The following is a 21,465-nucleotide window of genomic DNA, read 5'->3' on the forward strand; positions in this document are numbered from 1 at the left end:
CTGTTGATCTGGACTTCAGAGTATCGGCAGCCACCGGTGTCCGTCGGTGGACGGCCGAAAGCCGCCTGCCGGGGCGGTGGTCGACGCTCCGAGGGCGTGTTCGGCGGGCTCCTGGGGCGCGTGCGGGTGAAGGCGGGCGCCGGGCGCCCGGCGCCGACCGGCGGGGCACCGCGGGCGCCGTCAGGCGCTGCGGGCCTCCTCCCGCACCCGCTCCGCGACCTGCGGCGGCATCGGCTCGTGCCGCGCGTACCGGCGGCTGAAGCGCGCGGTGCCGTGCGAGAGCGACCGCAGGTCGACGCTGTACCGGCCGATCTCGATCTCCGGCACCTCGGCCCGGATGAGGGTGCGGCCACCCGCCGACTGCTCGGTGCCGAGCACTCGGCCGCGTCGGCCGGACAGATCGCTCATCACCGTTCCCACGTAGTCGTCGCCGACCAGGACGCTCACCTCGGCCACCGGCTCCAGGAGGTGGATCCGCGCGTCCGCGGCCGCCTCCCGCAGCGCCAGCGCGCCCGCCGTCTGGAACGCCGCGTCGGAGGAGTCCACCGAGTGCGCCTTGCCGTCCAGCAGCGTCACCCGTACGTCGATCAGCGGGTGGCCGGCCGCGACGCCCTTGGCGGCCTGGGCCCGTACGCCCTTCTCGACGGACGGGATGAACTGCCGCGGCACCGAGCCGCCGACCACCTTGTCCACGAACTCGATGCCCGAGCCGCCCGGCAGCGGCTCCACCTCGATCTCGCAGATGGCGAACTGCCCATGGCCACCGGACTGTTTGACATGCCGCCCGCGTCCGGCCGCCCGGTCGCCGAACGTCTCCCGCAACGGCACCCGGTGGGGTACGACGTCCACCTGGACGCCGTACCGGCTGCGCAGCCGCTCCAGGGCCACGTCCGCGTGTGCTTCGCCCAGACACCACAGGACCACCTGGTGGGTGTCCTGGTTCTGCTCCAGGCGCATCGTCGGGTCCTCCGCCACGAGGCGGGACAGCCCCTGCGAGAGTTTGTCCTCGTCGGGTTTGCTGTGCGCCTCGATGGCCAGCGGCAGCAGCGGGTCGGGCATCTCCCAGGGTTCCATGAGCAGCGGGTCGTCCTTGGAGGAGAGGGTGTCCCCGGTCTCGGCACGGCCCAGTTTCGCCACGCACGCCAGATCGCCCGCGATGACGTGCGACACCGGCCGCTGCTGTTTGCCGAACGGCGTGGACAGTGCGCCGATCCGCTCGTCGACGTCGTGGTCCTCGTGGCCCCGGTCGGCCAGTCCGTGCCCGGAGACGTGCACCGTCTGGTCGGCGCGCAGGGTGCCGGAGAAGAGGCGGATCAGGGAGAGCCGGCCGACGTACGGGTCGGACGACGTCTTGACGACCTCCGCGACCAGCGGGGCGTCGGGATCGCACGGCTTCAGCTCGCGCGGTGTGCCGTCGACCGTGGTCACCCGCGGTGTGACGTGCTCCAGCGGGGTCGGGAAGCCGCCGGTGATCAGCCCCAGCAGCTCGACGGTGCCGAGGCCCTGACGGGCGCCCTCGGCCGCGGGAGCGGCGGCCAGGACGGGGAAGAACGCACCTCGCGCGACGGCGCGCTCCAGGTCCTCGATCAGCGTCTCGACGTCGCACTGTTCGCCACCGAGGTAGCGGTCCATGAGGGTCTCGTCCTCGCTCTCCGCGATGATCCCCTCGATCAGCCGGTTGCGTGCCTCCTCGATCAGAGGCAGCCGGTCCGGGCCGGGCTGGGACTCCTCGCGTTCCCCGGAGGAGTAGTCGAACAGTTTCTGCGTCAGCAGGCCGATCAGCCCCGTCACGGGCGCGTGCCCGTCGGGCCCCGCAGGGCCGTGCAGGGGCAGGTACAGCGGCAGTACGGCGTCGGGGTCGTCCCCGCCGAACGCCTCCGCGCAGACGCGCGTCATCTCCTGGAAGTCCGCGCGCGCCGCTTCCAGGTGCGTGACGACGATGGCCCGGGGCATGCCGACGGCCGCGCACTCGTCCCACACCATCCGGGTCGAGCCGTCCACGCCGTCGGAGGCCGAGACGACGAAAAGGGCCGCGTCCGCCGCTCGCAGACCGGCCCTGAGTTCACCGACGAAATCGGCGTACCCGGGGGTGTCCAGCAGGTTGATCTTGATGTCGTCCCATTCGACGGGCACCAGGGAGAGCTGTACCGAGCGTTGCTGCCGGTGCTCGATGTCGTCGTAGTCGGAGACGGTGCCGCCGTCCTCCACCCGGCCCGCCCGGTTCACCGCTCCCGCGGTCAGCGCGAGAGCCTCCACCAAGGTCGTCTTGCCCGATCCGGAGTGACCGACCAGCACCACATTCCGTACGGACGTGGGATGGTCGGCCGCCTGTGCCCTTCCGGCGGCTCCGGGGTGTGTGTGCGCCTTGTCGCCCATGGTCCTGCCTCCCGTGCACGGTGAGGTCACTGTGGGCGCGGGCACGCGGAATCCTCCTCCGGGTGCTCACCCGGGGGCACCCCGAGCGGTGACGGCTCCGGCGACGCCCGCGGTCCTTCGAGCTTTGCACTCCCGTCACGGTGCGTCCATACGAGGGACGTGATCCCGTCTCCCGGTCCGCCACCGTGTGCGTCGTCGGCCCGCGCGCCGGACGTTCGGGTGCCCGGCCGACGACGGTACGCGTGCGTGACTACGATGGGCCAGCCGGTGGCCAGCAGGGCCACACGGCCACACCGACCGTCGGGAAGGCCATGCTGAACAAGTACGCGCGTGCATTCTTCACGCGTGTCCTCACGCCGTTCGCCGCGTTTCTCATCCGGCGGGGGGTCAGCCCGGACACGGTCACGCTCATCGGCACCGCGGGTGTGGTCGCGGGCGCGCTGGTCTTCTACCCCATGGGCGAGTTCTTCTGGGGCACGGTCGTCATCACGTTGTTCGTGTTCTCCGACCTCGTCGACGGCAACATGGCCCGCCAGCTGGGTCGCTCCAGCCGCTGGGGGGCCTTCCTCGACTCCACCCTCGACCGGGTCGCCGACGGGGCCGTCTTCGCCGGACTTGCCCTGTGGTACGCGGGCGGGGGCGACGACCTCGTGCTGTGTGCCGTCTCGATCTTCTGCCTGGCCAGCGGCCAGGTGGTGTCGTACACCAAGGCGCGCGGCGAGTCGATCGGACTGCCGGTCGCCGTGAACGGGCTGATCGAGCGGGCCGAGCGGCTGGTGATCTCGCTGGTCGCGGCAGGTCTGGCGGGCCTGCACGCATTCGGTGTGCCCGGCATCCAGTACCTGCTGCCGATCGCCCTGTGGATCGTCGCCGTCGGCAGCCTGATCACGCTGATCCAGCGGGTCGTCACCGTACGCCGGGAGTCCGCCGAGGCCGAGGCCGCGGAACGGGAGTCCGGGGCGAGGGAGGCAGGAGCGCGGGAGTCCGGGGTGCGGGAGACCGCCGAGGACCAGCGCACCAGGGGGAGCGAGACCGCGAAGTGAGCGTCCAGGAGCGGCTGACCGACGCCCTGTACGGCGCCGGCTGGGCCACCGTCAGGAAACTCCCCGAACCCGTCGCCGTACGACTCGGCCGGAGCATCGCCGACCTGGCCTGGAAGCGGCGGGGCAAGGGCGTGCTGCGGCTGGAGGGCAACTACGCGCGCGTGGTGCCGGGCGCGGACCCCGAGCGGCTCGCCGAACTGTCCCGCGCGGGCATGCGCTCGTACCTGCGGTACTGGATGGAGTCCTTCCGGCTGCCTGCCTGGAGCCGGGAGCGCATAGCGGGCGGCGTGGCCGTCAAGGACATCCACCGTCTGACCGACGGCATGGCGGCCGGCAAGGGCGTCGTCCTGGCACTGCCGCACCTCGCCAACTGGGATCTGGCGGGAGCCTGGGTCACCACCGGGCTCGGCATCCCCTTCACCACCGTCGCCGAGCGCCTGAAGCCGGAGACGCTGTACGACCGGTTCGTCGCCTACCGTGAGGGCCTCGGCATGGAGGTGCTCCCGCACAACGGCGGCAGCGCGTTCGGCACGCTGGCCCGGCGGCTGCGCGACGGGGGACTGGTCTGCCTGGTCGCCGACCGCGACCTGTCGGCCTCCGGCGTGGAGGTCGACTTCTTCGGCGAGACCGCGCGGATGCCGGCCGGCCCCGCCCTGCTCGCCCAGCAGACCGGCGCGCTGCTGCTGCCGGCGACGCTCTGGTACGACGACTCGCCCGTGATGCGGGGACAGGTCCATCCACCGGTCGCAATTCCCGAGTCAGGCACACGCGCCGAGAAGACGTCCGTGATGACACAGGCGCTGGCCGACGCCTTCGCCGCGGGGATCGCCGAGCATCCGGAGGACTGGCACATGCTGCAGCGCTTGTGGCTCAAGGACCTCGATCCCGCACGGGAGGCGACTCCGTGAGAATCGGCATCGTCTGCCCGTACTCCTGGGACGTGCCGGGTGGCGTTCAGTTCCACATCCGTGACCTGGCCGAGTACTTCATCCGGCTCGGCCACGAGGTGTCCGTTCTCGCCCCGGCCGACGACGACACCCCGCTGCCGCCGTACGTCGTCTCGGCCGGCCGCGCGGTGCCGGTGCCGTACAACGGCTCGGTGGCCCGGCTCAACTTCGGTTTCCTGTCGGCGGCCCGGGTGCGCCGCTGGCTGCACGAGGGCGCCTTCGACGTGATCCACATCCATGAGCCGACCTCCCCCTCGCTCGGCCTGCTGACCTGCTGGGCCGCCGAGGGACCCATCGTGGCCACCTTCCACACGTCCAACCCGCGCTCCAGGGCGATGATCGCCGCCTACTCCATCCTGCAGGCGGCCCTGGAGAAGATCAGCGCACGGATCGCGGTGAGCGAGTACGCCCGCCGCACGCTCGTCGAACACCTCGGCGGGGACGCCGTGGTGATCCCGAACGGTGTGGACGTCGACTTCTTCGCCCGCGCCGAGGCCGATCCGCGGTGGCAGGGGGAGACGATCGGCTTCATCGGCCGTATCGACGAGCCCCGCAAGGGCCTCCCGGTGCTGATGCGGGCCCTGCCGAAGATCCTCGCCGCCCGCCCGCGGGCGCGGCTGCTGGTCGCGGGACGCGGCGACGAGGAGGAGGCGGTCGAGAGCCTGCCCGCCGAGCTCCGTTCCCGGGTCGAGTTCCTCGGCATGGTCAGCGACGAGGACAAGGCCCGACTCCTGCGCAGCGTCGACCTGTATGTGGCCCCCAACACCGGCGGCGAGAGCTTCGGCATCATCCTGGTCGAGGCGATGTCCGCGGGGGCGCCGGTGCTCGCCTCCGACCTGGACGCCTTCGCCCAGGTCCTCGACCGGGGGGCGGCGGGCGAACTGTTCCCCAACGAGGACGCCGACGCGCTCGCCGACGCCGCGATACGCCTCCTGGAGGACCCGGAGCGCCGCGCGAAGCTGCGTGAACGGGGCAGCGCCCACGTCCGCCGCTTCGACTGGTCGACCGTCGGCGCGGACATCATGTCCGTCTACGAGACGGTGACCGCCGGCGCGGCCGCGGTGGCGGCGGACGACCGGACGACGAAGCGGTGGACACGCTTCGGCCTGACGCGGGACTGAGACGGGGAAGGGCCCGACCCGTCGGTCGGGCTCCGGCCCGTTCGGGTCCGGATGCGGCTCCCGGTAGCCTTGCCGCCCGTGACCGCAACCCTCATCTGGATCCTTGTCGTCCTCGCCGCGATCGGCCTCTATCTGAGCTGGACGGCGGGGCGGCTGGACCGGCTGCACGCCCGGATCGACGCCGCCCGCGCCGCGCTGGACGCGCAGTTGCTGCGTCGCGCCTCGGTGGCGCAGGAACTGGCCACCGCGGGGGTGCTCGACCCGGCCGCCTCGATCGTGCTCTACGAGGCCGCGCACGCCGCGCGGCAGACGGTGGAGGAGCAACGGGAGGTCGCCGAGAGCGAACTGAGCCAGGCGCTGCGCGCCGTCTTCGCCGAGGCGCAGCAGGTGGACGCGGTCAGGGACGCGCCCGGGGGAGAGGAAGCGGCCCTGGAACTCGCCGAGGCGGTTCGCAAGGTGCCCATGGCACGGCGTTTCCACAACGACGCCGTACGGGCCGCACGTGCTCTGCGCCGGCACCGCAAGGTGCGCTGGTTCCGGCTGGCGGGACACGCGCCGTTCCCGATGGCCTTCGAAATGGACGACGAACCACCGGCCTCCCTGACGGAGCGGGCCGCTTAGCGCGGCCCCGCCCGAGAAGACCAGGAGCCCTCCCGGAGCCGGTCGTGCCGAGGGCCGTACCGGGGGAGCCGTCCGGAAGGATCCGCCCAAAAGGATCCACCGCCTCATCATTGGCTCTTGATGTGGACTGGTCCGTTCACGTTTCCTCAGTGCTGTAGAAATCCCCTCTTCGTACACAGTGAGGTCATTCGTGTCCAGCACGCTCTCCGAGAACCAGGCTCCCGAGACCGGCACCGCCCGCGTGAAGCGCGGCATGGCCGAGCAGCTCAAGGGCGGCGTGATCATGGACGTCGTCACGCCGGAGCAGGCGAAGATCGCCGAGGACGCGGGCGCCGTCGCCGTCATGGCCCTGGAGCGCGTGCCCGCAGACATCCGCAAGGACGGCGGCGTGGCACGCATGTCCGACCCGGACATGATCGACGGCATCATCGGGGCCGTCTCCATCCCGGTCATGGCCAAGTCCCGCATCGGCCACTTCGTCGAGGCCCAGGTCCTGCAGTCCCTCGGCGTCGACTACATCGACGAGTCCGAGGTCCTCACTCCGGCCGACGAGGTCAACCACTCCGACAAGTGGTCGTTCACCACTCCCTTCGTCTGCGGTGCCACCAATCTCGGCGAGGCCCTGCGCCGCATCGCCGAGGGTGCCGCGATGATCCGCTCCAAGGGCGAGGCCGGCACCGGCAACGTCGTCGAGGCCGTCCGTCACCTGCGCCAGATCAAGAACGAGATCGCCCGGCTGCGCGGCTTCGACAACCACGAGCTGTACGCCGCCGCCAAGGAGCTGCGCGCCCCGTACGAGCTGGTCAAGGAGGTCGCCGAGCTGGGCAGGCTGCCGGTCGTGCTGTTCTCCGCCGGCGGTGTCGCCACTCCCGCCGACGCCGCGCTGATGCGCCAGCTCGGCGCCGAGGGCGTCTTCGTCGGCTCCGGCATCTTCAAGTCCGGCGATCCGGCCAAGCGTGCCGCCGCCATCGTCAAGGCCACCACCTTCTACGACGACCCGAAGGTGATCGCCGAGGCGTCCCGCAACCTCGGCGAGGCCATGGTCGGCATCAACTGCGACACCCTTCCCGAGGCCGAGCGCTACGCCAACCGCGGCTGGTAGGCATGAGCGACGTCGTGACAGGCGTCCTGGCCCTCCAGGGCGACGTGCGGGAGCACCTCGTCGCCCTGGCCGCGGCCGGCGCCGTGGCCAGGCCGGTGCGCCTGCCCGACGAACTCGCCGAGGTCGACGGTCTGGTCCTGCCCGGCGGAGAGTCCACCACCATCTCCAAACTGGCCGTCCTGTTCGGTCTGATGGAGCCCCTGCGCGCACGCGTGCGCGCAGGCATGCCCGTCTACGGCACCTGCGCCGGGATGATCCTGCTCGCCGACAAGATCCTCGATCCGCGCTCGGGTCAGGAGACCGTGGGCGGGATCGACATGATCGTGCGCCGCAACGCCTTCGGGCGGCAGAACGACTCCTTCGAGGCCGCGGTCGACGTCAAGGGAGTGGTGGGCGGCCCCGTGCGCGGTGTCTTCATCCGCGCTCCCTGGGTCGAGTCCGTCGGAGCCGGAGCCGAGGTGGTCGCCGAGCACGACGGCCACATCGTCGCGGTCCGCCAGGGCAATGCCCTGGCCACGTCGTTCCACCCGGAACTGACCGGCGATCACCGCGTGCACGGTCTGTTCGTCGCCATGACACGAGAGTGCCGAGCGGCCGACGCCTTGTAGGATTCCTGGGTACCTCCCGGGCTTTCGAGCCCTGGGGGAGTTTGTTGCAGGGATGGGTTACGCGAAGGAGAGAGTCAGATGGCCGGCCACTCCAAATGGGCCACGACGAAGCACAAGAAGGCCGTCCTCGATGCCAAGCGTGGCAAACTCTTCGCGAAGCTGATCAAGAACATCGAGGTCGCCGCGCGTATGGGCGGTGTCGATCTGGACGGCAACCCCACGCTCTACGACGCCGTGCAGAAGGCCAAGAAGCAGTCGGTGCCGAACAAGAACATCGACTCCGCCATCAAGCGCGGTGGCGGTCTCGAAGCCGGTGGCGCCGACTACGAGACGATCATGTACGAGGGCTACGGCCCCAACGGTGTCGCGGTGCTCATCGAGTGCCTCACCGACAACCGCAACCGCGCCGCTTCGGACGTGCGGGTCGCGATGACCCGCAACGGCGGCTCGATGGCCGACCCTGGCTCGGTGTCGTACCTGTTCAACCGCAAGGGTGTCGTGATCGTCCCCAAGGGTGAGCTGGGCGAGGACGACGTCCTCGCCGCCGTCCTGGACGCGGGCGCCGAGGAGGTCAACGACCTCGGTGAGTCCTTCGAGGTGCTCAGCGAGGCCACCGACCTCGTCGAGGTCCGCACCGCACTGCAGGACGCGGGGATCGACTACGACTCCGCCGAGGCCAACTTCGTCCCGACCATGCAGGTCGACCTGGACGAGGAGGGCGCCAAGAAGATCTTCAAGCTGATCGACGCGCTGGAGGACAGCGACGACGTGCAGAACGTCTTCGCCAACTTCGACGTGAGCGACGAGATCATGGAGAAGGTCGACGTGTGACGCGGCTGCGTGCGCGACGATTCCAGCGGGCCGGTGGGGGCATGTCCTCACCGGCCCGCAGCCCTGTCAGTGGCAGCCGATAGCCTGGCGTACGTCAAAGATCACCGTACGCGGACCGCAACCCTCGATCGAGGAACCCCGACGGCGATCAGCCAGGTCCGCGAGAGCGGCGGCGGATGGGCCGCAGAGAGAGGGGAGGCCGGCGTGCGGGTGCTGGGGGTCGACCCGGGGCTGACCCGGTGCGGTGTCGGGGTGGTCGAGGGGGTCGCCGGGCGACCGCTCACCATGCTCGGCGTCGGTGTCGTACGCACGCCCGCCGACGCCGATCTCGGACACCGCCTCGTCGTCATCGAGCAGGGCCTGGAGCAGTGGCTGGACGAACACCGGCCGGAGCTCGTCGCCGTCGAACGCGTCTTCAGCCAGCACAACGTCCGGACGGTGATGGGGACCGCCCAGGCGAGCGCCGTCGCCCTGCTGTGCGCCTCGCGCCGAGGCATCCCCGTCGCCCTGCACACGCCCAGCGAGGTCAAGGCCGCCGTGACCGGCTCCGGCCGCGCGGACAAGGACCAGGTCGGAGCGATGGTCACCCGGCTGCTGCGGCTCGACGCGCCCCCGAAGCCCGCCGACGCGGCCGACGCCCTGGCGCTCGCCATCTGCCACATCTGGCGGGCCCCGGCCCAGAACCGGCTGCGTCAGGCGGCCGTACTGCACGCCTCGCACACACCCACAGCACCGAACTCACCGAAGGGGCGCTCCGCATGATCGCCTTCGTCAGCGGCACGGTCGCCGCGCTCGCCCCCGACGCCGCGGTCGTCGAGGTCGGCGGCGTCGGCGTGGCCGTCCAGTGCACGCCCGACACCCTGTCCGGGCTGCGCGTCGGCGCGCCCGCCAGGCTCGCGACGTCCCTGGTGGTGCGCGAGGACTCGCTCACCCTCTACGGCTTCGCGGACGACGACGAGCGGCAGGTCTTCGAGTTGCTGCAGACCGCCAGCGGCGTGGGTCCGCGTCTGGCCCAGGCCATGCTCGCCGTGCACACCCCGGACGCGCTGCGGCGGGCCGTCGCGACCACCGACGAGAAGGCGCTCACCGCCGTGCCCGGCATCGGCAAGAAGGGCGCCCAGAAGCTGTTCCTGGAGCTGAAGGACCGCCTCGGCGCACCGGTGGGCGCGGCGGCGACCACGGCCGGTCCCGGCACCACGGGCTGGCGCGACCAGCTGCACGCCGCACTGATCGGCCTCGGGTACGCGACGCGCGAGGCCGACGAGGCGGTCGCCGCCGTCACTCCGCAGGCCGAGGCGGCCGAGGGCACCCCCCAGGTGGGCCCGCTGCTGAAGGCGGCCCTGCAGACTCTGAACCGAGCCCGCTAGCCCCGCACCGCCGTCCCCCCCCCGTAGCCCCGCATTCCTCGTACCGCCCCGCCCCACCCCGGCTAGGAGACTTCAGTGAACTGGGACGACACGACCGACCCCGCCGCCGCGGAGCGGTTGGTGGGATCTGTCGCCGACGGGGAGGACCAGGCCGTCGAGGCCGCCCTGCGGCCCAAGGACCTGGACGAGTTCATCGGCCAGGAGAAGGTCCGCGAACAGCTCGACCTGGTGCTGCGCGCCGCCCGCGCGCGGGGCGCCACCGCCGACCACGTGCTGCTCTCCGGTGCCCCCGGCCTCGGCAAGACCACCCTCTCCATGATCATCGCGGCCGAGATGGAAGCCCCCATCCGCATCACCTCGGGCCCGGCCATCCAGCACGCCGGCGACCTCGCGGCGATCCTGTCCTCCCTCCAGGAGGGCGAGGTGCTCTTCCTCGACGAGATCCACCGGATGTCCCGGCCCGCCGAGGAGATGCTGTACATGGCGATGGAGGACTTCCGCGTCGACGTCATCGTCGGCAAGGGGCCCGGCGCGACCGCCATCCCCCTCGAGCTGCCCCCGTTCACCCTGGTCGGCGCCACCACCCGGGCGGGTCTGCTGCCGCCCCCGCTGCGCGACCGCTTCGGCTTCACCGCGCACATGGAGTTCTACGAGCCCACCGAGCTGGAGCGGGTCATCCACCGCTCGGCGGGCCTCCTGGAGGTCGGGATAGAGACCGACGGCGCTGCCGAGATCGCCGGCCGTTCCCGTGGCACGCCCCGCATCGCCAACCGCCTCCTGCGCCGGGTCCGGGACTACGCCCAGGTCAGGGCCGACGGGAGGATCACCCGCGAGATCGCCACGGCGGCCCTGGCGGTCTACGAGGTCGACGGCCGCGGTCTGGACCGGCTCGACCGGGCAGTGCTGGAGGCCCTGCTCAAGCTGTTCGGCGGCGGACCGGTCGGCCTGTCCACGCTCGCGGTCGCGGTGGGCGAGGAACGTGAGACGGTGGAAGAGGTCGCCGAGCCCTTTCTCGTCCGGGAGGGCCTGCTCGCCCGCACCCCGCGCGGCCGGGTCGCGACCCCGGCGGCGTGGGTGCATCTCGGCCTCACCCCGCCCGGCTCCCGCGGAACCGGAAACGGACAAGGGGACCTGTTCGGGGCATGAGGGGTCGGCACCGGCCGGGAGAGGAACCCCGGTGCCACGCTGAGCGTTGTTCCCTGCGCGCGGACTCGCCTAGACTCCGCCGATGCCACCCTTGGAGGCGGCATCACATACCCCCAACCAACAGGCCGTTCACCATCGCGGTCATGTGAAGGAAGTCCGACCCGTGAGTCTCCTGACCCTCCTCCCTTTCATTGTGCTCATCGGGGCCATGTTCCTGATGACCCGGTCGGCCAAGAAGAAGCAGCAGCAGGCCATCGATATGCGGAACCAGATGCAGCCGGGTTCCGGTGTCCGCACGATCGGGGGCATGTACGCCACGGTCAAGGAGGTCAGTGAGGACACGGTCCTCCTCGACGCCGGCCCCGGCGTGGAACTGCTGTTCGCGAAGAACTCCATCGGTGCCGTCCTGAGCGACGACGAGTACAACCACATCGTCCACGGCATCGAGCACGACCTGAAGTCCGACGCCGACGTCGTCCCCGACGACGCCTCCTCCCTCACCGAGACCGACGACTCTCCCGGCGCTGCCGCCTCCGACGAGACGCCGGTCGATTTCGGTAAGAAGGACCAGGGGGACGAGGGAGACGAGAAGGAAACGGCTGACACGGCCGACGAGCCGGCCGACGCCGACGCGGCCGACAAGGCGAAGACGGACGAGCAGCCGAAGAAGTCCGAGGGCGGTTCCGGGACGAAGTAGTCCATCCCCGGGGTGCGCGGGTCCGTCCGCGCACCCCGGGACCCGCCCCGTTCGCACGGAATTCCCAGACCAGTCATGGCCGCCCGCCCATCGACCGGGCCCGAGGCGGCCCGAGAGGGAGTACGAAGGTGGCTGCACTCAAAAAGGGAAACAAAGCGAGCGTCACAAGCAAGCCGTGGCGCTCGCTCACCCTGATCCTGATCGCCATCGTGGCGCTCACCGGAGGCATGTTCGCCTCCGGGCACAAAACCCCGCGTCTGGGCATCGATCTGGCCGGCGGCACCAGCATCACACTGGCGGCGGTCCCCGAGGCCGGCCAGGAATCCGCGATCAACCCCGCCAACATGGCAACCGCGGTCTCCATCATGGAACGCCGCGTCAACGGTCTCGGCGTCTCCGAGGCAGAGGTCCAGACGCAGGGCGACCGTAACATCATCGTCAACATTCCCCGGGGCGCCAACTCCGAGCAGGCCCGGAAGCAGGTCGGCACCACCGCCAAGCTCTACTTCCGTCCGGTCCTCGCGACCGAGCTCGCCACCGGAGAGACCGCCCCCACGCCCAGCACCACCGGTGACGCCTCGAGCCAGGGCACCGGCGCGGACAAGGCCACCGACAAGGCCACGGACAAGACCACCGACGAGGGGTCCCCGTCCGCCTCCCCCAGCCCGTCGGCGAGTTCCACCAGCCAGGGCCGCGCGGTCACCGACGCCCTGAAGGCCGACGCCACGCCGTCGGCGCCCCCCAGCGGCCCGGCCGAGGACGGGGCCGCCCCCTCCCCGTCCGCCACGGGTAGTACCCCGGGCGAGACGGACGGCAGGCTCCAGGCCCAGTACGCCGCGCTCGACTGCACCAGGGCGAGCGCCCGCGCCACCGCCGGGGACGGCGCCAAGTCCACCGACTCGACGGTGGCCTGCGGCCAGAACTCCCAGGGCCAGTGGCAGAAGTACATCCTCGGCCCCGCCGCCGTCGACGGCACGGACGTGCACCAGGCCAAGGCCGTCCTCAACACGCAGTCCGGTGCCGGCTGGACCGTCACCATGGACTTCACGGACAAGGGCAGCAGCAAGTTCGCCGACATCACCGGCAAGCTGGCCCAGAACCCGTCCCCGCAGAACCAGTTCGCCATCGTCCTGGACGGCGAGGTCGTCTCCGCCCCCTACGTCAGCCAGGCCCTCACCGGCGGCAACGCGGAGATCTCCGGCAACTTCACGCAGAAGTCGGCCGAGGAACTCGCCAACATGCTGTCCTACGGCGCGCTGCCGCTGACGTTCCACGAGGACAGCGTCACCACCGTCACCGCCGCGCTCGGCGGTGACCAGCTGCACGCCGGTCTCATCGCCGGTGCGATCGGCCTCGCCCTGGTCGTCCTGTACCTGCTGGTCTACTACCGCGGTCTGTCCTTCATCGCCGTCGCCTCGCTGCTGGTGTCCGCGTCCCTCACCTACGTGATCATGGCCCTGCTCGGCCCGACCATCGGCTTCGCGCTGAACCTGCCGGCCGTCTGCGGTGCCATCGTCGCGATCGGCATCACGGCGGACTCGTTCATCGTCTACTTCGAACGCGTGCGGGACGAGATCCGCGAGGGCCGCACCCTGCGCCCCGCCGTGGAGCGGGCCTGGCCGCGCGCCCGGCGCACCATCCTGGTCTCCGACTTCGTCTCGTTCCTCGCCGCCGCGGTGCTCTTCGCCGTCACCGTCGGCAAGGTCCAGGGCTTCGCGTTCACGCTCGGGCTGACCACGGTGCTCGACGTCGTGGTGGTGTTCCTGTTCACCAAGCCGCTGCTGACGCTGATGGCCCGCCGGAAGTTCTTCGCGAGCGGTCACAAGTGGTCCGGTCTCGACCCGAAGGCCCTGGGAGCCAAGCCGCCGCTGCGCCGCACCCGCCACCACTCCGCCCCCTCCCACCCGAAGGAGGCGTGAGAGATGTCGAAGCTCGGTAATCTCAGCGCCCGGCTGCACCACGGCGAGGTCGGCTACGACTTCATCAAGAGCCGCAAGATCTGGTACGGCATCTCCATCCTGATCACCGTCCTGGCCGTCGTCGGCCTGACGGTGCGCGGCCTCCACATGGGCATCGAGTTCCAGGGCGGGGCGGTCTTCACCACCCCGAAGAACATGAGCACCTCGGTCGCCCGGGCCGAGACCTACGCGGAAGAGGCCTCCGGCCACGACGCCATCGTCCAGAAGCTCGGCGACGGCAGTCTGCGCATCCAGATCGCGGCCATCGACACCAGCACCTCGGACAAGATCAAGACAGAGCTCTCCCAGGACCTGAAGGTCGACCCCGATCAGATCAACGCGGACCTGGTCGGTCCCAGCTGGGGCGAGCAGATCGCCAACAAGGCCTGGCTGGGCCTCGGCATCTTCCTGTTCCTGGTCGTGATCTATCTGGCCGTCGCCTTCGAGTGGCGCATGGCCGTCGCCGCGTTCATCGCGCTGATCCACGACATCACCATCACCGTCGGCATCTACGCCCTCGTGGGCTTCGAGGTCACCCCGGGTACGGTGATCGGTCTGCTGACCATCCTCGGATACTCGCTCTACGACACGGTCGTGGTGTTCGACAGCCTCAAGGAACAGACCCGCGACATCACCCAGCAGACCCGCTGGACCTACAGTGAGATCGCCAACCGTTCCATCAACAGCACGCTGGTCCGCTCCGTCAACACCACGGTGGTCGCGCTGCTGCCGGTGGGTGCCCTGCTGTTCATCGGCGGCGGAGTCCTCGGCGCCGGCATGCTGAACGACATCTCGCTGTCCCTGTTCGTCGGTCTCGCCGCCGGCGCGTACTCCTCGATCTTCATCGCCACGCCGCTCGTCGCCGACCTCAAGGAGCGCGAGCCGTCGATGCGGACCCTGAGGAAGCGTGTCCTGGCCAAGCGGGCCCAGGGCACGGACACGGGCGAGCCGGCCGAGATCCGGGTGCCCGACGACAGCCACGACGACGGGCCGGCGGACGCCGTTCCCGCCGGCCCCGCCGTCGTGGGGCCACGCCATCAACCCGCGTCCCGCAACCGCGGGCGCGGCCGACCCTCAGGAAAACGCAGATGACCGAAACAACCGACGCCTCCGCACTGCTGCTGAGCCGTATCCGGGACGTCGAGGACCACCCGGAGCCGGGTGTGCTGTTCAAGGACATCACTCCGCTCCTGGCCGACCCCAAGGCGTTCGCCGTGCTCAGCGACGCCCTCGTCGGGATCGCCGAAGCCACCGGCGCCACCAAGATCGTCGGCCTGGAGGCCCGGGGCTTCATCCTCGGTGCCCCGGTCGCCGTCCAGGCCGGCCTCGGGTTCATCCCCGTGCGCAAGGCGGGCAAGCTCCCCGGAGCCACCCTCAGCCAGGCGTACGACCTGGAGTACGGCTCCGCCGAGATCGAGGTGCACGCCGAGGACCTGACCGCCGCCGACCGCGTCCTGGTGATCGACGACGTGCTCGCCACCGGCGGCACCGCCGAGGCGTCGGTGCAACTCATCCGCAGGGCCGGCGCCGAGGTCGTGGGCTTCGCCGTGCTGATGGAACTCGGCTTCCTCGGAGGCCGGGCCAGGGTGGAACCGGCCCTGGCCGGGGCCCCGCTGGAGGCACTGCTCAGGCTCTGAGCGGCGACGCGGGACGCGCGTGGAGCGCGGTGAACACCGCACGGGGCGGGCACCTGAGGAATCAGGTGCCCGCCCCGTGCGTTTCACGGGTGGACGGTCCTCACACCGGTCCGCAGGACAGGCACCGGCCGGGGATGGCTACCATGGGGGCTCCGGAGCCTGCCGGGGACCCGGAAAGCGCACGAGGAGTCCTCTTGCCAGACGAGGCCCAGCACCTGACGGCAGACAAGCCCGAGTCCGACTCGGCTGCCGCGGCCAAGCCCGTGCTCAGCACGCCCTACGCGAAGAACGACACGCGCGGGCCGGTCCAGCATGCCCAGGCCGCCGCCGCGGACAAGCCCGAGCAGCCGCGTCCCAAGCCCGCCCCCCCGCTCGACTCCGCTCGCGCGGGGGGACCCCCGCCGCCCGAGCGCTCCGCCCCCATGGTCCGCCCGAACACCGGGCAGCCCGCCCGCTCCGGCTCCTCCAACCGTGTCCGCGCCCGGCTGGCCCGACTCGGTGTGCAGCGCGCCAACCCGTACAACCCGGTGCTGGAACCGCTGCTGCGGATAGTCCGCAGCAACGACCCCAAGATCGAGAACGCCACGCTCCGCCAGATCGAGAGCGCCTACCAGGTCGCCGAGCGCTGGCACCGCGGCCAGAAGCGCAAGAGCGGCGACCCGTACATCACGCATCCGCTCGCCGTGACCACGATCCTCGCCGAACTGGGCATGGACCCGGCCACCCTGATGGCCGGCCTGCTGCACGACACGGTGGAGGACACCGAGTACGGCTTGGAGCAGCTCCGCCGCGACTTCGGCGACACCGTCGCCCTGCTGGTCGACGGCGTCACCAAGCTGGACAAGGTCAAGTTCGGCGAGGCCGCGCAGGCCGAGACCGTGCGCAAGATGGTCGTCGCCATGGCCAAGGACCCCCGCGTCCTGGTCATCAAGCTCGCCGACCGCCTGCACAACATGCGCACCATGCGCTACCTCAAGCGCGAGAAGCAGGAGAAGAAGGCGCGCGAGACCCTGGAGATCTACGCGCCGCTCGCCCACCGGCTGGGCATGAACACCATCAAGTGGGAGCTGGAGGACCTCGCCTTCGCGATCCTCTACCCCAAGATGTACGACGAGATCGTCCGCCTGGTCGCCGAGCGCGCCCCCAAACGCGACGAGTACCTCGCCGTCGTCACCGACGAGGTGCAGCAGGACCTGCGGGCCGCACGCATCAAGGCCACCGTCACCGGCCGACCCAAGCACTACTACAGCGTCTACCAGAAGATGATCGTCCGCGGCCGGGACTTCGCGGAGATCTACGACCTGGTGGGCATCCGCGTCCTCGTGGACACCGTCCGCGACTGCTACGCGGCCCTCGGCACGGTGCACGCGCGATGGAATCCGGTTCCCGGCCGGTTCAAGGACTACATCGCGATGCCCAAGTTCAACATGTACCAGTCGCTGCACACGACGGTCATCGGTCCCGGCGGCAAGCCCGTCGAGCTCCAGATCCGCACCTTCGACATGCACCGCCGCGCCGAGTACGGTATCGCCGCGCACTGGAAGTACAAGCAGGAGGCCGTCGCCGGAGCCTCAAAGGTCCGCACGGACGCGCCCAAGGCGGCAGGCAAGGCCGGCAAGGATTCTGCCGCCATCAACGACATGGCGTGGCTGCGGCAGCTCCTCGACTGGCAGAAGGAGACCGAGGACCCCGGCGAGTTCCTGGAGTCCCTGCGCTTCGACCTGTCCCGCAACGAGGTCTTCGTCTTCACCCCCAAGGGTGATGTCATCGCGCTCCCCGCGGGCGCCACCCCGGTGGACTTCGCCTACGCGGTCCACACCGAGGTCGGCCACCGCACCATAGGAGCCCGGGTCAACGGCCGTCTCGTACCGCTCGAGTCGACCCTGGACAACGGCGATCTGGTGGAGGTCTTCACCTCCAAGGCGGCCGGTGCGGGCCCCTCCCGGGACTGGCTCGGCTTCGTCAAGTCGCCGCGCGCCCGCAACAAGATCCGCGCCTGGTTCTCCAAGGAGCGCCGCGACGAGGCCATCGAGCAGGGCAAGGACTCCATCGTCCGCGCGATGCGCAAGCAGAACCTGCCGATCCAGCGCATCCTCACCGGCGACTCGCTGGTCACGCTGGCGCACGAGATGCGCTACTCGGACATCTCCGCGCTCTACGCGGCGATCGGCGAGGGCCATGTCGCCGCGCAGAACATCGTCCAGAAGCTGGTGCAGGCCCTCGGCGGGGAGGAGGCGGCCACCGAGGAGATCGACGAGTCGGTGCCGCCGGCCCGCGGACGCGGGCGCAAGCGCCGCACCAGCGCCGATCCCGGCGTCGTCGTCAAGGGCGTCGACGACGTCTGGGTCAAGCTGGCCCGCTGTTGCACACCGGTCCCCGGTGACCCGATCATCGGTTTCGTGACCCGCGGCAGCGGTGTCTCGGTCCACCGCAGCGACTGCGTGAACGTGGACTCGCTGTCCCGGGAGCCCGAGCGCATCCTCGAGGTGGAGTGGGCGCCGACCCAGTCCTCGGTCTTCCTGGTCGCCATCCAGGTCGAGGCGCTGGACCGCTCCAGGCTGCTGTCGGACGTCACGCGCGTGCTGTCCGACCAGCACGTCAACATCCTCTCCGCGGCCGTCCAGACCTCCCGCGACCGTGTCGCCACCTCCCGCTTCACCTTCGAGATGGGTGACCCGAAGCACCTCGGGCACGTCCTGAAGGCGGTACGGGGCGTGGAGGGCGTCTACGACGTGTACCGGGTGACCTCGGCCCGCAACCGGTAGACCCGCGGCCGCGCACGAAGGACGCGCACGGCACGCGAGCCACGGGGCGCGAAGCACGAAGCGCGAGGCACGGAAAGCACAGAAGAGGGGCTCCCGTACACCCGGTACGGGAGCCCCTCTCAGCGCGCGGCGCCCGTCGTCAGCCGCCGAACTCCTGGAGTCCCTTCAGCGCCTGGTCCAGCAGCGCCTGGCGGCCCTCCAGCTCCCGCTCGAGCTTCTGGGCCCTGGCCTCGTTGCCCTGCGCCCGCGCCTGCTCGATCTGGCCCCTCAGCTTGTCCACGGCGGCCTGGAGCTGACCGGTCAGACCCTCGGCACGCGCGCGTGCCTCCGGGTTGGTCCGGCGCCACTCGGCCTCCTCGGCCTCCTGCATGGCCCGCTCCACGGTCTGCATCCGGCCCTCGACCTTCGGCCGGGCGTCCCGCGGCACATGGCCGATGGCCTCCCAGCGCTCGTTGAGCGCGCGGAACGCGGCCCGGGCGGCCTTCAGGTCCGTGACCGGCAGGAGTTTCTCGGCCTCCTCGGCCAGCTCCTCCTTGAGCTTGAGGTTCTCCGCCTGCTCCGCGTCACGCTCGGCGAAGACCGAACCGCGGGCGGCGAAGAAGACGTCCTGGGCGCCGCGGAAGCGGTTCCACAGGTCCTCCTCGTGCTCGCGCTGGGCGCGGCCCGCGGCCTTCCACTCCGCCATCAGGTCCCGGTAGCGTGCCGCCGTCGCACCCCAGTCCGTCGAGTTCGACAGGGCCTCCGCCTCGGCGACCAGACGCTCCTTGGTCTTGCGGGCCTCCTCGCGCTGCGCGTCCAGGTGCGCGAAGTGCTGCTTGCGCCGCTTGGAGAACGCCGACCGGGCGTGCGAGAAGCGGTGCCACAGCTCGTCGTCGGACTTGCGGTCCAGCCGGGGCAGCCCCTTCCAGGTGTCCACCAGCGCCCGCAGCCGCTCACCGGCCGCCCGCCACTGGTCCGAGCCCGCCAGCTCCTCCGCCTCGGCGACCAGCGTCTCCTTGGCCTGACGGGCCTCGTCGGACTGTTTCGCCCGCTGCGCCCTGCGCTCCTCGCGACGCTTGTCCACCAGCTCCACGAGCTTGTCCAGACGCACGCGGAGGGCGGCCAGATCACCGACCGCGTGATGGGCGTCGACCTGCTCCCGCAGGTGCTCGACCGCCGTCATGGCGTCCTTCGAGGACAGGTCGGTGGTCTTCACTCGCTTCTCGAGGAGGCCGATCTCGACAACCAGGCCCTCGTACTTGCGCTCGAAGTAGGCCAGTGCCTCCTCGGGGGAGCCCGCCTGCCAGGAACCGACGACCTGCTCTCCGTCGGCCGTACGCACGTACACGGTGCCCGTCTCGTCGACGCGGCCCCACGGGTCGCTGCTCACAGCGCCTCCTCCACATGATGCCTGCGGAGGGCTTTGCTGCCCCCGGGCATCGTCCACAGTTTTCGTCACGGCCAACATAGGCGACCGACGGGACACCTGTCCGCATCCCGCGCGACCGAAATTCCGCAGTTGGGCGGTCAGGATTCGGTGACGGTCGCCTTGTCGATCACGACCGTCGCGTTGGGCGCGCCGTCACCCGCTCCGGTGCTGTCACCGGCGGCGGCGATCTTCTTCAGAACCTTCATGCCGGCCTCCGAGACGGTGCCGAACGGCGTGTAGCTCGGCGGGAGCGGGCTGTCCTCGTACACCAGGAAGAACTGGCTGCCGCCGCTGTCCTTCTGCCCGGTGTTCGCCATCGCGACGGTGCCCGCCGGGTACGTGTTGTCCTTCAGGCTTTCGTCCTTCAGGTTCTCGTCCGGGATCGTGTAGCCGGGACCGCCGGTGCCGGTGCCCGTCGGGTCACCGCACTGCAGCACGTAGATGCCGTTGGTGGTGAGCCGGTGGCACTTGCTGTGGTCGAAGTAGCCCTTGTCGGCGAGGAAGTTGAACGAGTTGACGGTGTGCGGGGCCGCCGACGCCTTGAGCGCCATGTCGATCGTGCCGCAGGTCGTCTCGAGCGTCATCGTGTACTTCGCCGACTTGTCGATGGAGATCGCCGGCTCCTTCTTCCAGGTCTTCGACGCGACCTCACCCCCGGCCGGCTTCTCGCACGGGTCGGGCGCCTTGCTGGGCGCCTCGGCGCTCGGCGTGACCTCCGCGCTCGCGTTGGCCTTGTCCCCGTCCGATTCGAACGCCCCGGTCGTGTACAGCGCGAGGCTGCCGATCAGGACCACGCCGAGCGCGGAAGCGATCACCGAGTTGCGGATCCGCGCCTTGCGTCGCGCCTGGGTGCGCCGCTGCTGCTGCCGCAAGAACTTCTCCCGCGCGAGCTGACGCCGCCGCTGTTCCTGGCTGACCACCGGGTTCACTCCTCATGCGTCTCGTGTGCCGACCGGTACGCGTGCCTGCGGCGGACCGACCGTCTGGGTGTGCCCCGTACCGTATATGGGTTCGCTGTGGAATCGGCAGCGCCGGTAGGCTCTGACGACGGGCGCGAGCCCGTCGCAAGCCTCTCGTATCGACACAACCGTCGACACGACCCTCGACACAACGAAGGACGATCGTGCTCATTGCCGGGTTCCCCGCCGGGGCCTGGGGGACGAACTGTTATCTCGTCGCCCCCGCCGCCGGTGAGGAGTGCGTGATCATCGACCCCGGCCATCAGGCCGCCCCGGGAGTGGAGGAGGCGGTCCGCAAGCATCGGCTGAAGCCCGTCGCCGTCGTCCTCACCCACGGTCACCTCGACCATGTGGCCTCCGTCGTCCCCGTGTGCGGGGCGCACGACGTACCGGCCTGGATCCACCCCGACGACCGGTACATGATGAGCGACCCCGAGAAGGCCCTGGGCCGCTCCATCGGGATGCCGCTGATGGGCGAGCTGACCGTGGGGGAGCCGGACGACGTCAGGGAGCTGACCGACGGCGTGAAACTCGAACTGGCCGGGCTGGAGCTGACGGTCGCGCACGCCCCGGGGCATACCAAGGGGTCGGTGACCTTCGGCCTGCCCGAGGCGGCGGACATCCCGCCGGTCTTCTTCTCGGGCGACCTGCTGTTCGCCGGCTCCATCGGACGCACCGACCTGCCCGGCGGTGACATGGCCGACCTGCTCGACTCGCTGGCGCGCGTGTGCCTGCCGCTCGACGACTCGACCGTGGTGCTGTCCGGACACGGACCCCAGACGACCATCGGCCAGGAGCGCGCCACCAACCCGTATCTGCGGCAGGTGGCGGCCGGCCAGGGAGCGGATGTGGACGCTCCCCGACGAGGAATGTGACAAG

At 70.6% G+C, this 21,465-nt stretch carries 19 protein-coding genes; 16 read left to right on the plus strand and 3 right to left on the minus strand.

Annotation, left to right across the window (positions count from 1 at the left end):
* Positions 1-180: 180 nt before the first annotated feature.
* On the minus strand, positions 181-2,376 hold the full coding sequence (locus JL475_RS08125; RefSeq protein ID WP_202276748.1) for an elongation factor G-like protein EF-G2: 2,196 nt from the start codon (positions 2,374-2,376) through the stop codon (positions 181-183).
* Between the two features lie 311 nt (positions 2,377-2,687).
* On the opposite strand from JL475_RS08125, the gene pgsA reads away from it, so the two are divergent.
* The 15 genes from pgsA to JL475_RS08200 all read left to right on the plus strand — a co-directional run bounded on the left by pgsA (position 2,688) and on the right by JL475_RS08200 (position 18,219).
* The gene (gene pgsA / locus JL475_RS08130; RefSeq protein WP_202276847.1) at positions 2,688-3,419 is read left to right on the plus strand and encodes a phosphatidylinositol phosphate synthase; all 732 of its coding nucleotides are present in this window, start codon (positions 2,688-2,690) and stop codon (positions 3,417-3,419) included.
* On the plus strand, positions 3,416-4,327 hold the full coding sequence (locus JL475_RS08135) for a phosphatidylinositol mannoside acyltransferase (RefSeq protein WP_202276749.1): 912 nt from the start codon (positions 3,416-3,418) through the stop codon (positions 4,325-4,327). The genes pgsA and JL475_RS08135 overlap by 4 nt, the downstream gene beginning before the upstream one ends.
* Positions 4,324-5,487, plus strand: coding sequence for a glycosyltransferase family 4 protein (locus JL475_RS08140; protein ID WP_202276750.1), 1,164 nt, complete (start codon positions 4,324-4,326; stop codon positions 5,485-5,487). Before JL475_RS08135 ends, JL475_RS08140 begins: the two co-directional genes overlap by 4 nt.
* Before the next feature lie 78 nt (positions 5,488-5,565).
* On the plus strand, positions 5,566-6,108 hold the full coding sequence (locus JL475_RS08145) for a hypothetical protein (protein WP_202276751.1): 543 nt from the start codon (positions 5,566-5,568) through the stop codon (positions 6,106-6,108).
* A 190-nt stretch (positions 6,109-6,298) separates the two neighbouring features.
* Complete coding sequence (pdxS, locus tag JL475_RS08150) at positions 6,299-7,210, plus strand: pyridoxal 5'-phosphate synthase lyase subunit PdxS (RefSeq protein WP_202276752.1); 912 nt, start codon at positions 6,299-6,301, stop codon at positions 7,208-7,210.
* 2 nt (positions 7,211-7,212) lie between these two features.
* A complete protein-coding gene (pdxT, locus tag JL475_RS08155; RefSeq protein WP_202276753.1) occupies positions 7,213-7,818 on the plus strand; it encodes a pyridoxal 5'-phosphate synthase glutaminase subunit PdxT in 606 nt (201 codons plus the stop codon).
* 78 nt (positions 7,819-7,896) lie between these two features.
* The gene (locus JL475_RS08160) at positions 7,897-8,649 is read left to right on the plus strand and encodes a YebC/PmpR family DNA-binding transcriptional regulator (RefSeq protein ID WP_202276754.1); all 753 of its coding nucleotides are present in this window, start codon (positions 7,897-7,899) and stop codon (positions 8,647-8,649) included.
* A gap of 204 nt (positions 8,650-8,853) precedes the next feature.
* Positions 8,854-9,411 (plus strand): crossover junction endodeoxyribonuclease RuvC, encoded by a 558-nt coding sequence (gene ruvC, locus JL475_RS08165; protein ID WP_202276755.1) that lies wholly within the window; start codon positions 8,854-8,856, stop codon positions 9,409-9,411.
* The gene (ruvA, locus tag JL475_RS08170; RefSeq protein ID WP_202276756.1) at positions 9,408-10,016 is read left to right on the plus strand and encodes a Holliday junction branch migration protein RuvA; all 609 of its coding nucleotides are present in this window, start codon (positions 9,408-9,410) and stop codon (positions 10,014-10,016) included. Before ruvC ends, ruvA begins: the two co-directional genes overlap by 4 nt.
* Positions 10,017-10,091: 75 nt before the next feature.
* Entirely contained in the window at positions 10,092-11,162 is a 1,071-nt protein-coding gene (gene ruvB, locus JL475_RS08175) for a Holliday junction branch migration DNA helicase RuvB (protein ID WP_202276757.1), read from the plus strand.
* 163 nt (positions 11,163-11,325) lie between these two features.
* The gene (gene yajC, locus JL475_RS08180) at positions 11,326-11,859 is read left to right on the plus strand and encodes a preprotein translocase subunit YajC (RefSeq protein ID WP_202276758.1); all 534 of its coding nucleotides are present in this window, start codon (positions 11,326-11,328) and stop codon (positions 11,857-11,859) included.
* Between the two features lie 128 nt (positions 11,860-11,987).
* Positions 11,988-13,778 carry a protein translocase subunit SecD gene (gene secD, locus JL475_RS08185; RefSeq protein ID WP_202276759.1) on the plus strand — a complete coding sequence of 597 codons (1,791 nt, stop codon included), beginning with the start codon at positions 11,988-11,990 and terminating at the stop codon, positions 13,776-13,778.
* Between the two features lie 3 nt (positions 13,779-13,781).
* Positions 13,782-14,909: a protein translocase subunit SecF gene (secF, locus tag JL475_RS08190; RefSeq protein WP_202276760.1), complete on the plus strand. Its 1,128-nt coding sequence runs from the start codon at positions 13,782-13,784 to the stop codon at positions 14,907-14,909.
* Positions 14,906-15,454, plus strand: a complete 549-nt coding sequence (locus tag JL475_RS08195) for an adenine phosphoribosyltransferase (protein WP_202276761.1) — start codon at positions 14,906-14,908, stop codon at positions 15,452-15,454. Before secF ends, JL475_RS08195 begins: the two co-directional genes overlap by 4 nt.
* Before the next feature lie 194 nt (positions 15,455-15,648).
* Positions 15,649-18,219, plus strand: a complete 2,571-nt coding sequence (locus JL475_RS08200) for a bifunctional (p)ppGpp synthetase/guanosine-3',5'-bis(diphosphate) 3'-pyrophosphohydrolase (protein ID WP_202276762.1) — start codon at positions 15,649-15,651, stop codon at positions 18,217-18,219.
* 139 nt (positions 18,220-18,358) lie between these two features.
* On the opposite strand, the gene JL475_RS08205 is transcribed toward JL475_RS08200, so the two are convergent.
* Positions 18,359-19,588, minus strand: coding sequence for a DUF349 domain-containing protein (locus JL475_RS08205; RefSeq protein WP_202276763.1), 1,230 nt, complete (start codon positions 19,586-19,588; stop codon positions 18,359-18,361).
* 137 nt (positions 19,589-19,725) lie between these two features.
* Positions 19,726-20,547, minus strand: a complete 822-nt coding sequence (locus JL475_RS08210) for a peptidylprolyl isomerase (RefSeq protein ID WP_202276764.1) — start codon at positions 20,545-20,547, stop codon at positions 19,726-19,728.
* Between the two features lie 203 nt (positions 20,548-20,750).
* Between JL475_RS08210 and JL475_RS08215 the strand changes: the two genes are divergently transcribed.
* Positions 20,751-21,461 (plus strand): MBL fold metallo-hydrolase, encoded by a 711-nt coding sequence (locus JL475_RS08215; RefSeq protein ID WP_202276765.1) that lies wholly within the window; start codon positions 20,751-20,753, stop codon positions 21,459-21,461.
* Positions 21,462-21,465 lie beyond the last annotated feature (4 nt).

The organism is Streptomyces sp. M2CJ-2 (assembly GCF_016757295.1).
In the GTDB taxonomy this organism is placed as follows: domain Bacteria; phylum Actinomycetota; class Actinomycetes; order Streptomycetales; family Streptomycetaceae; genus Streptomyces.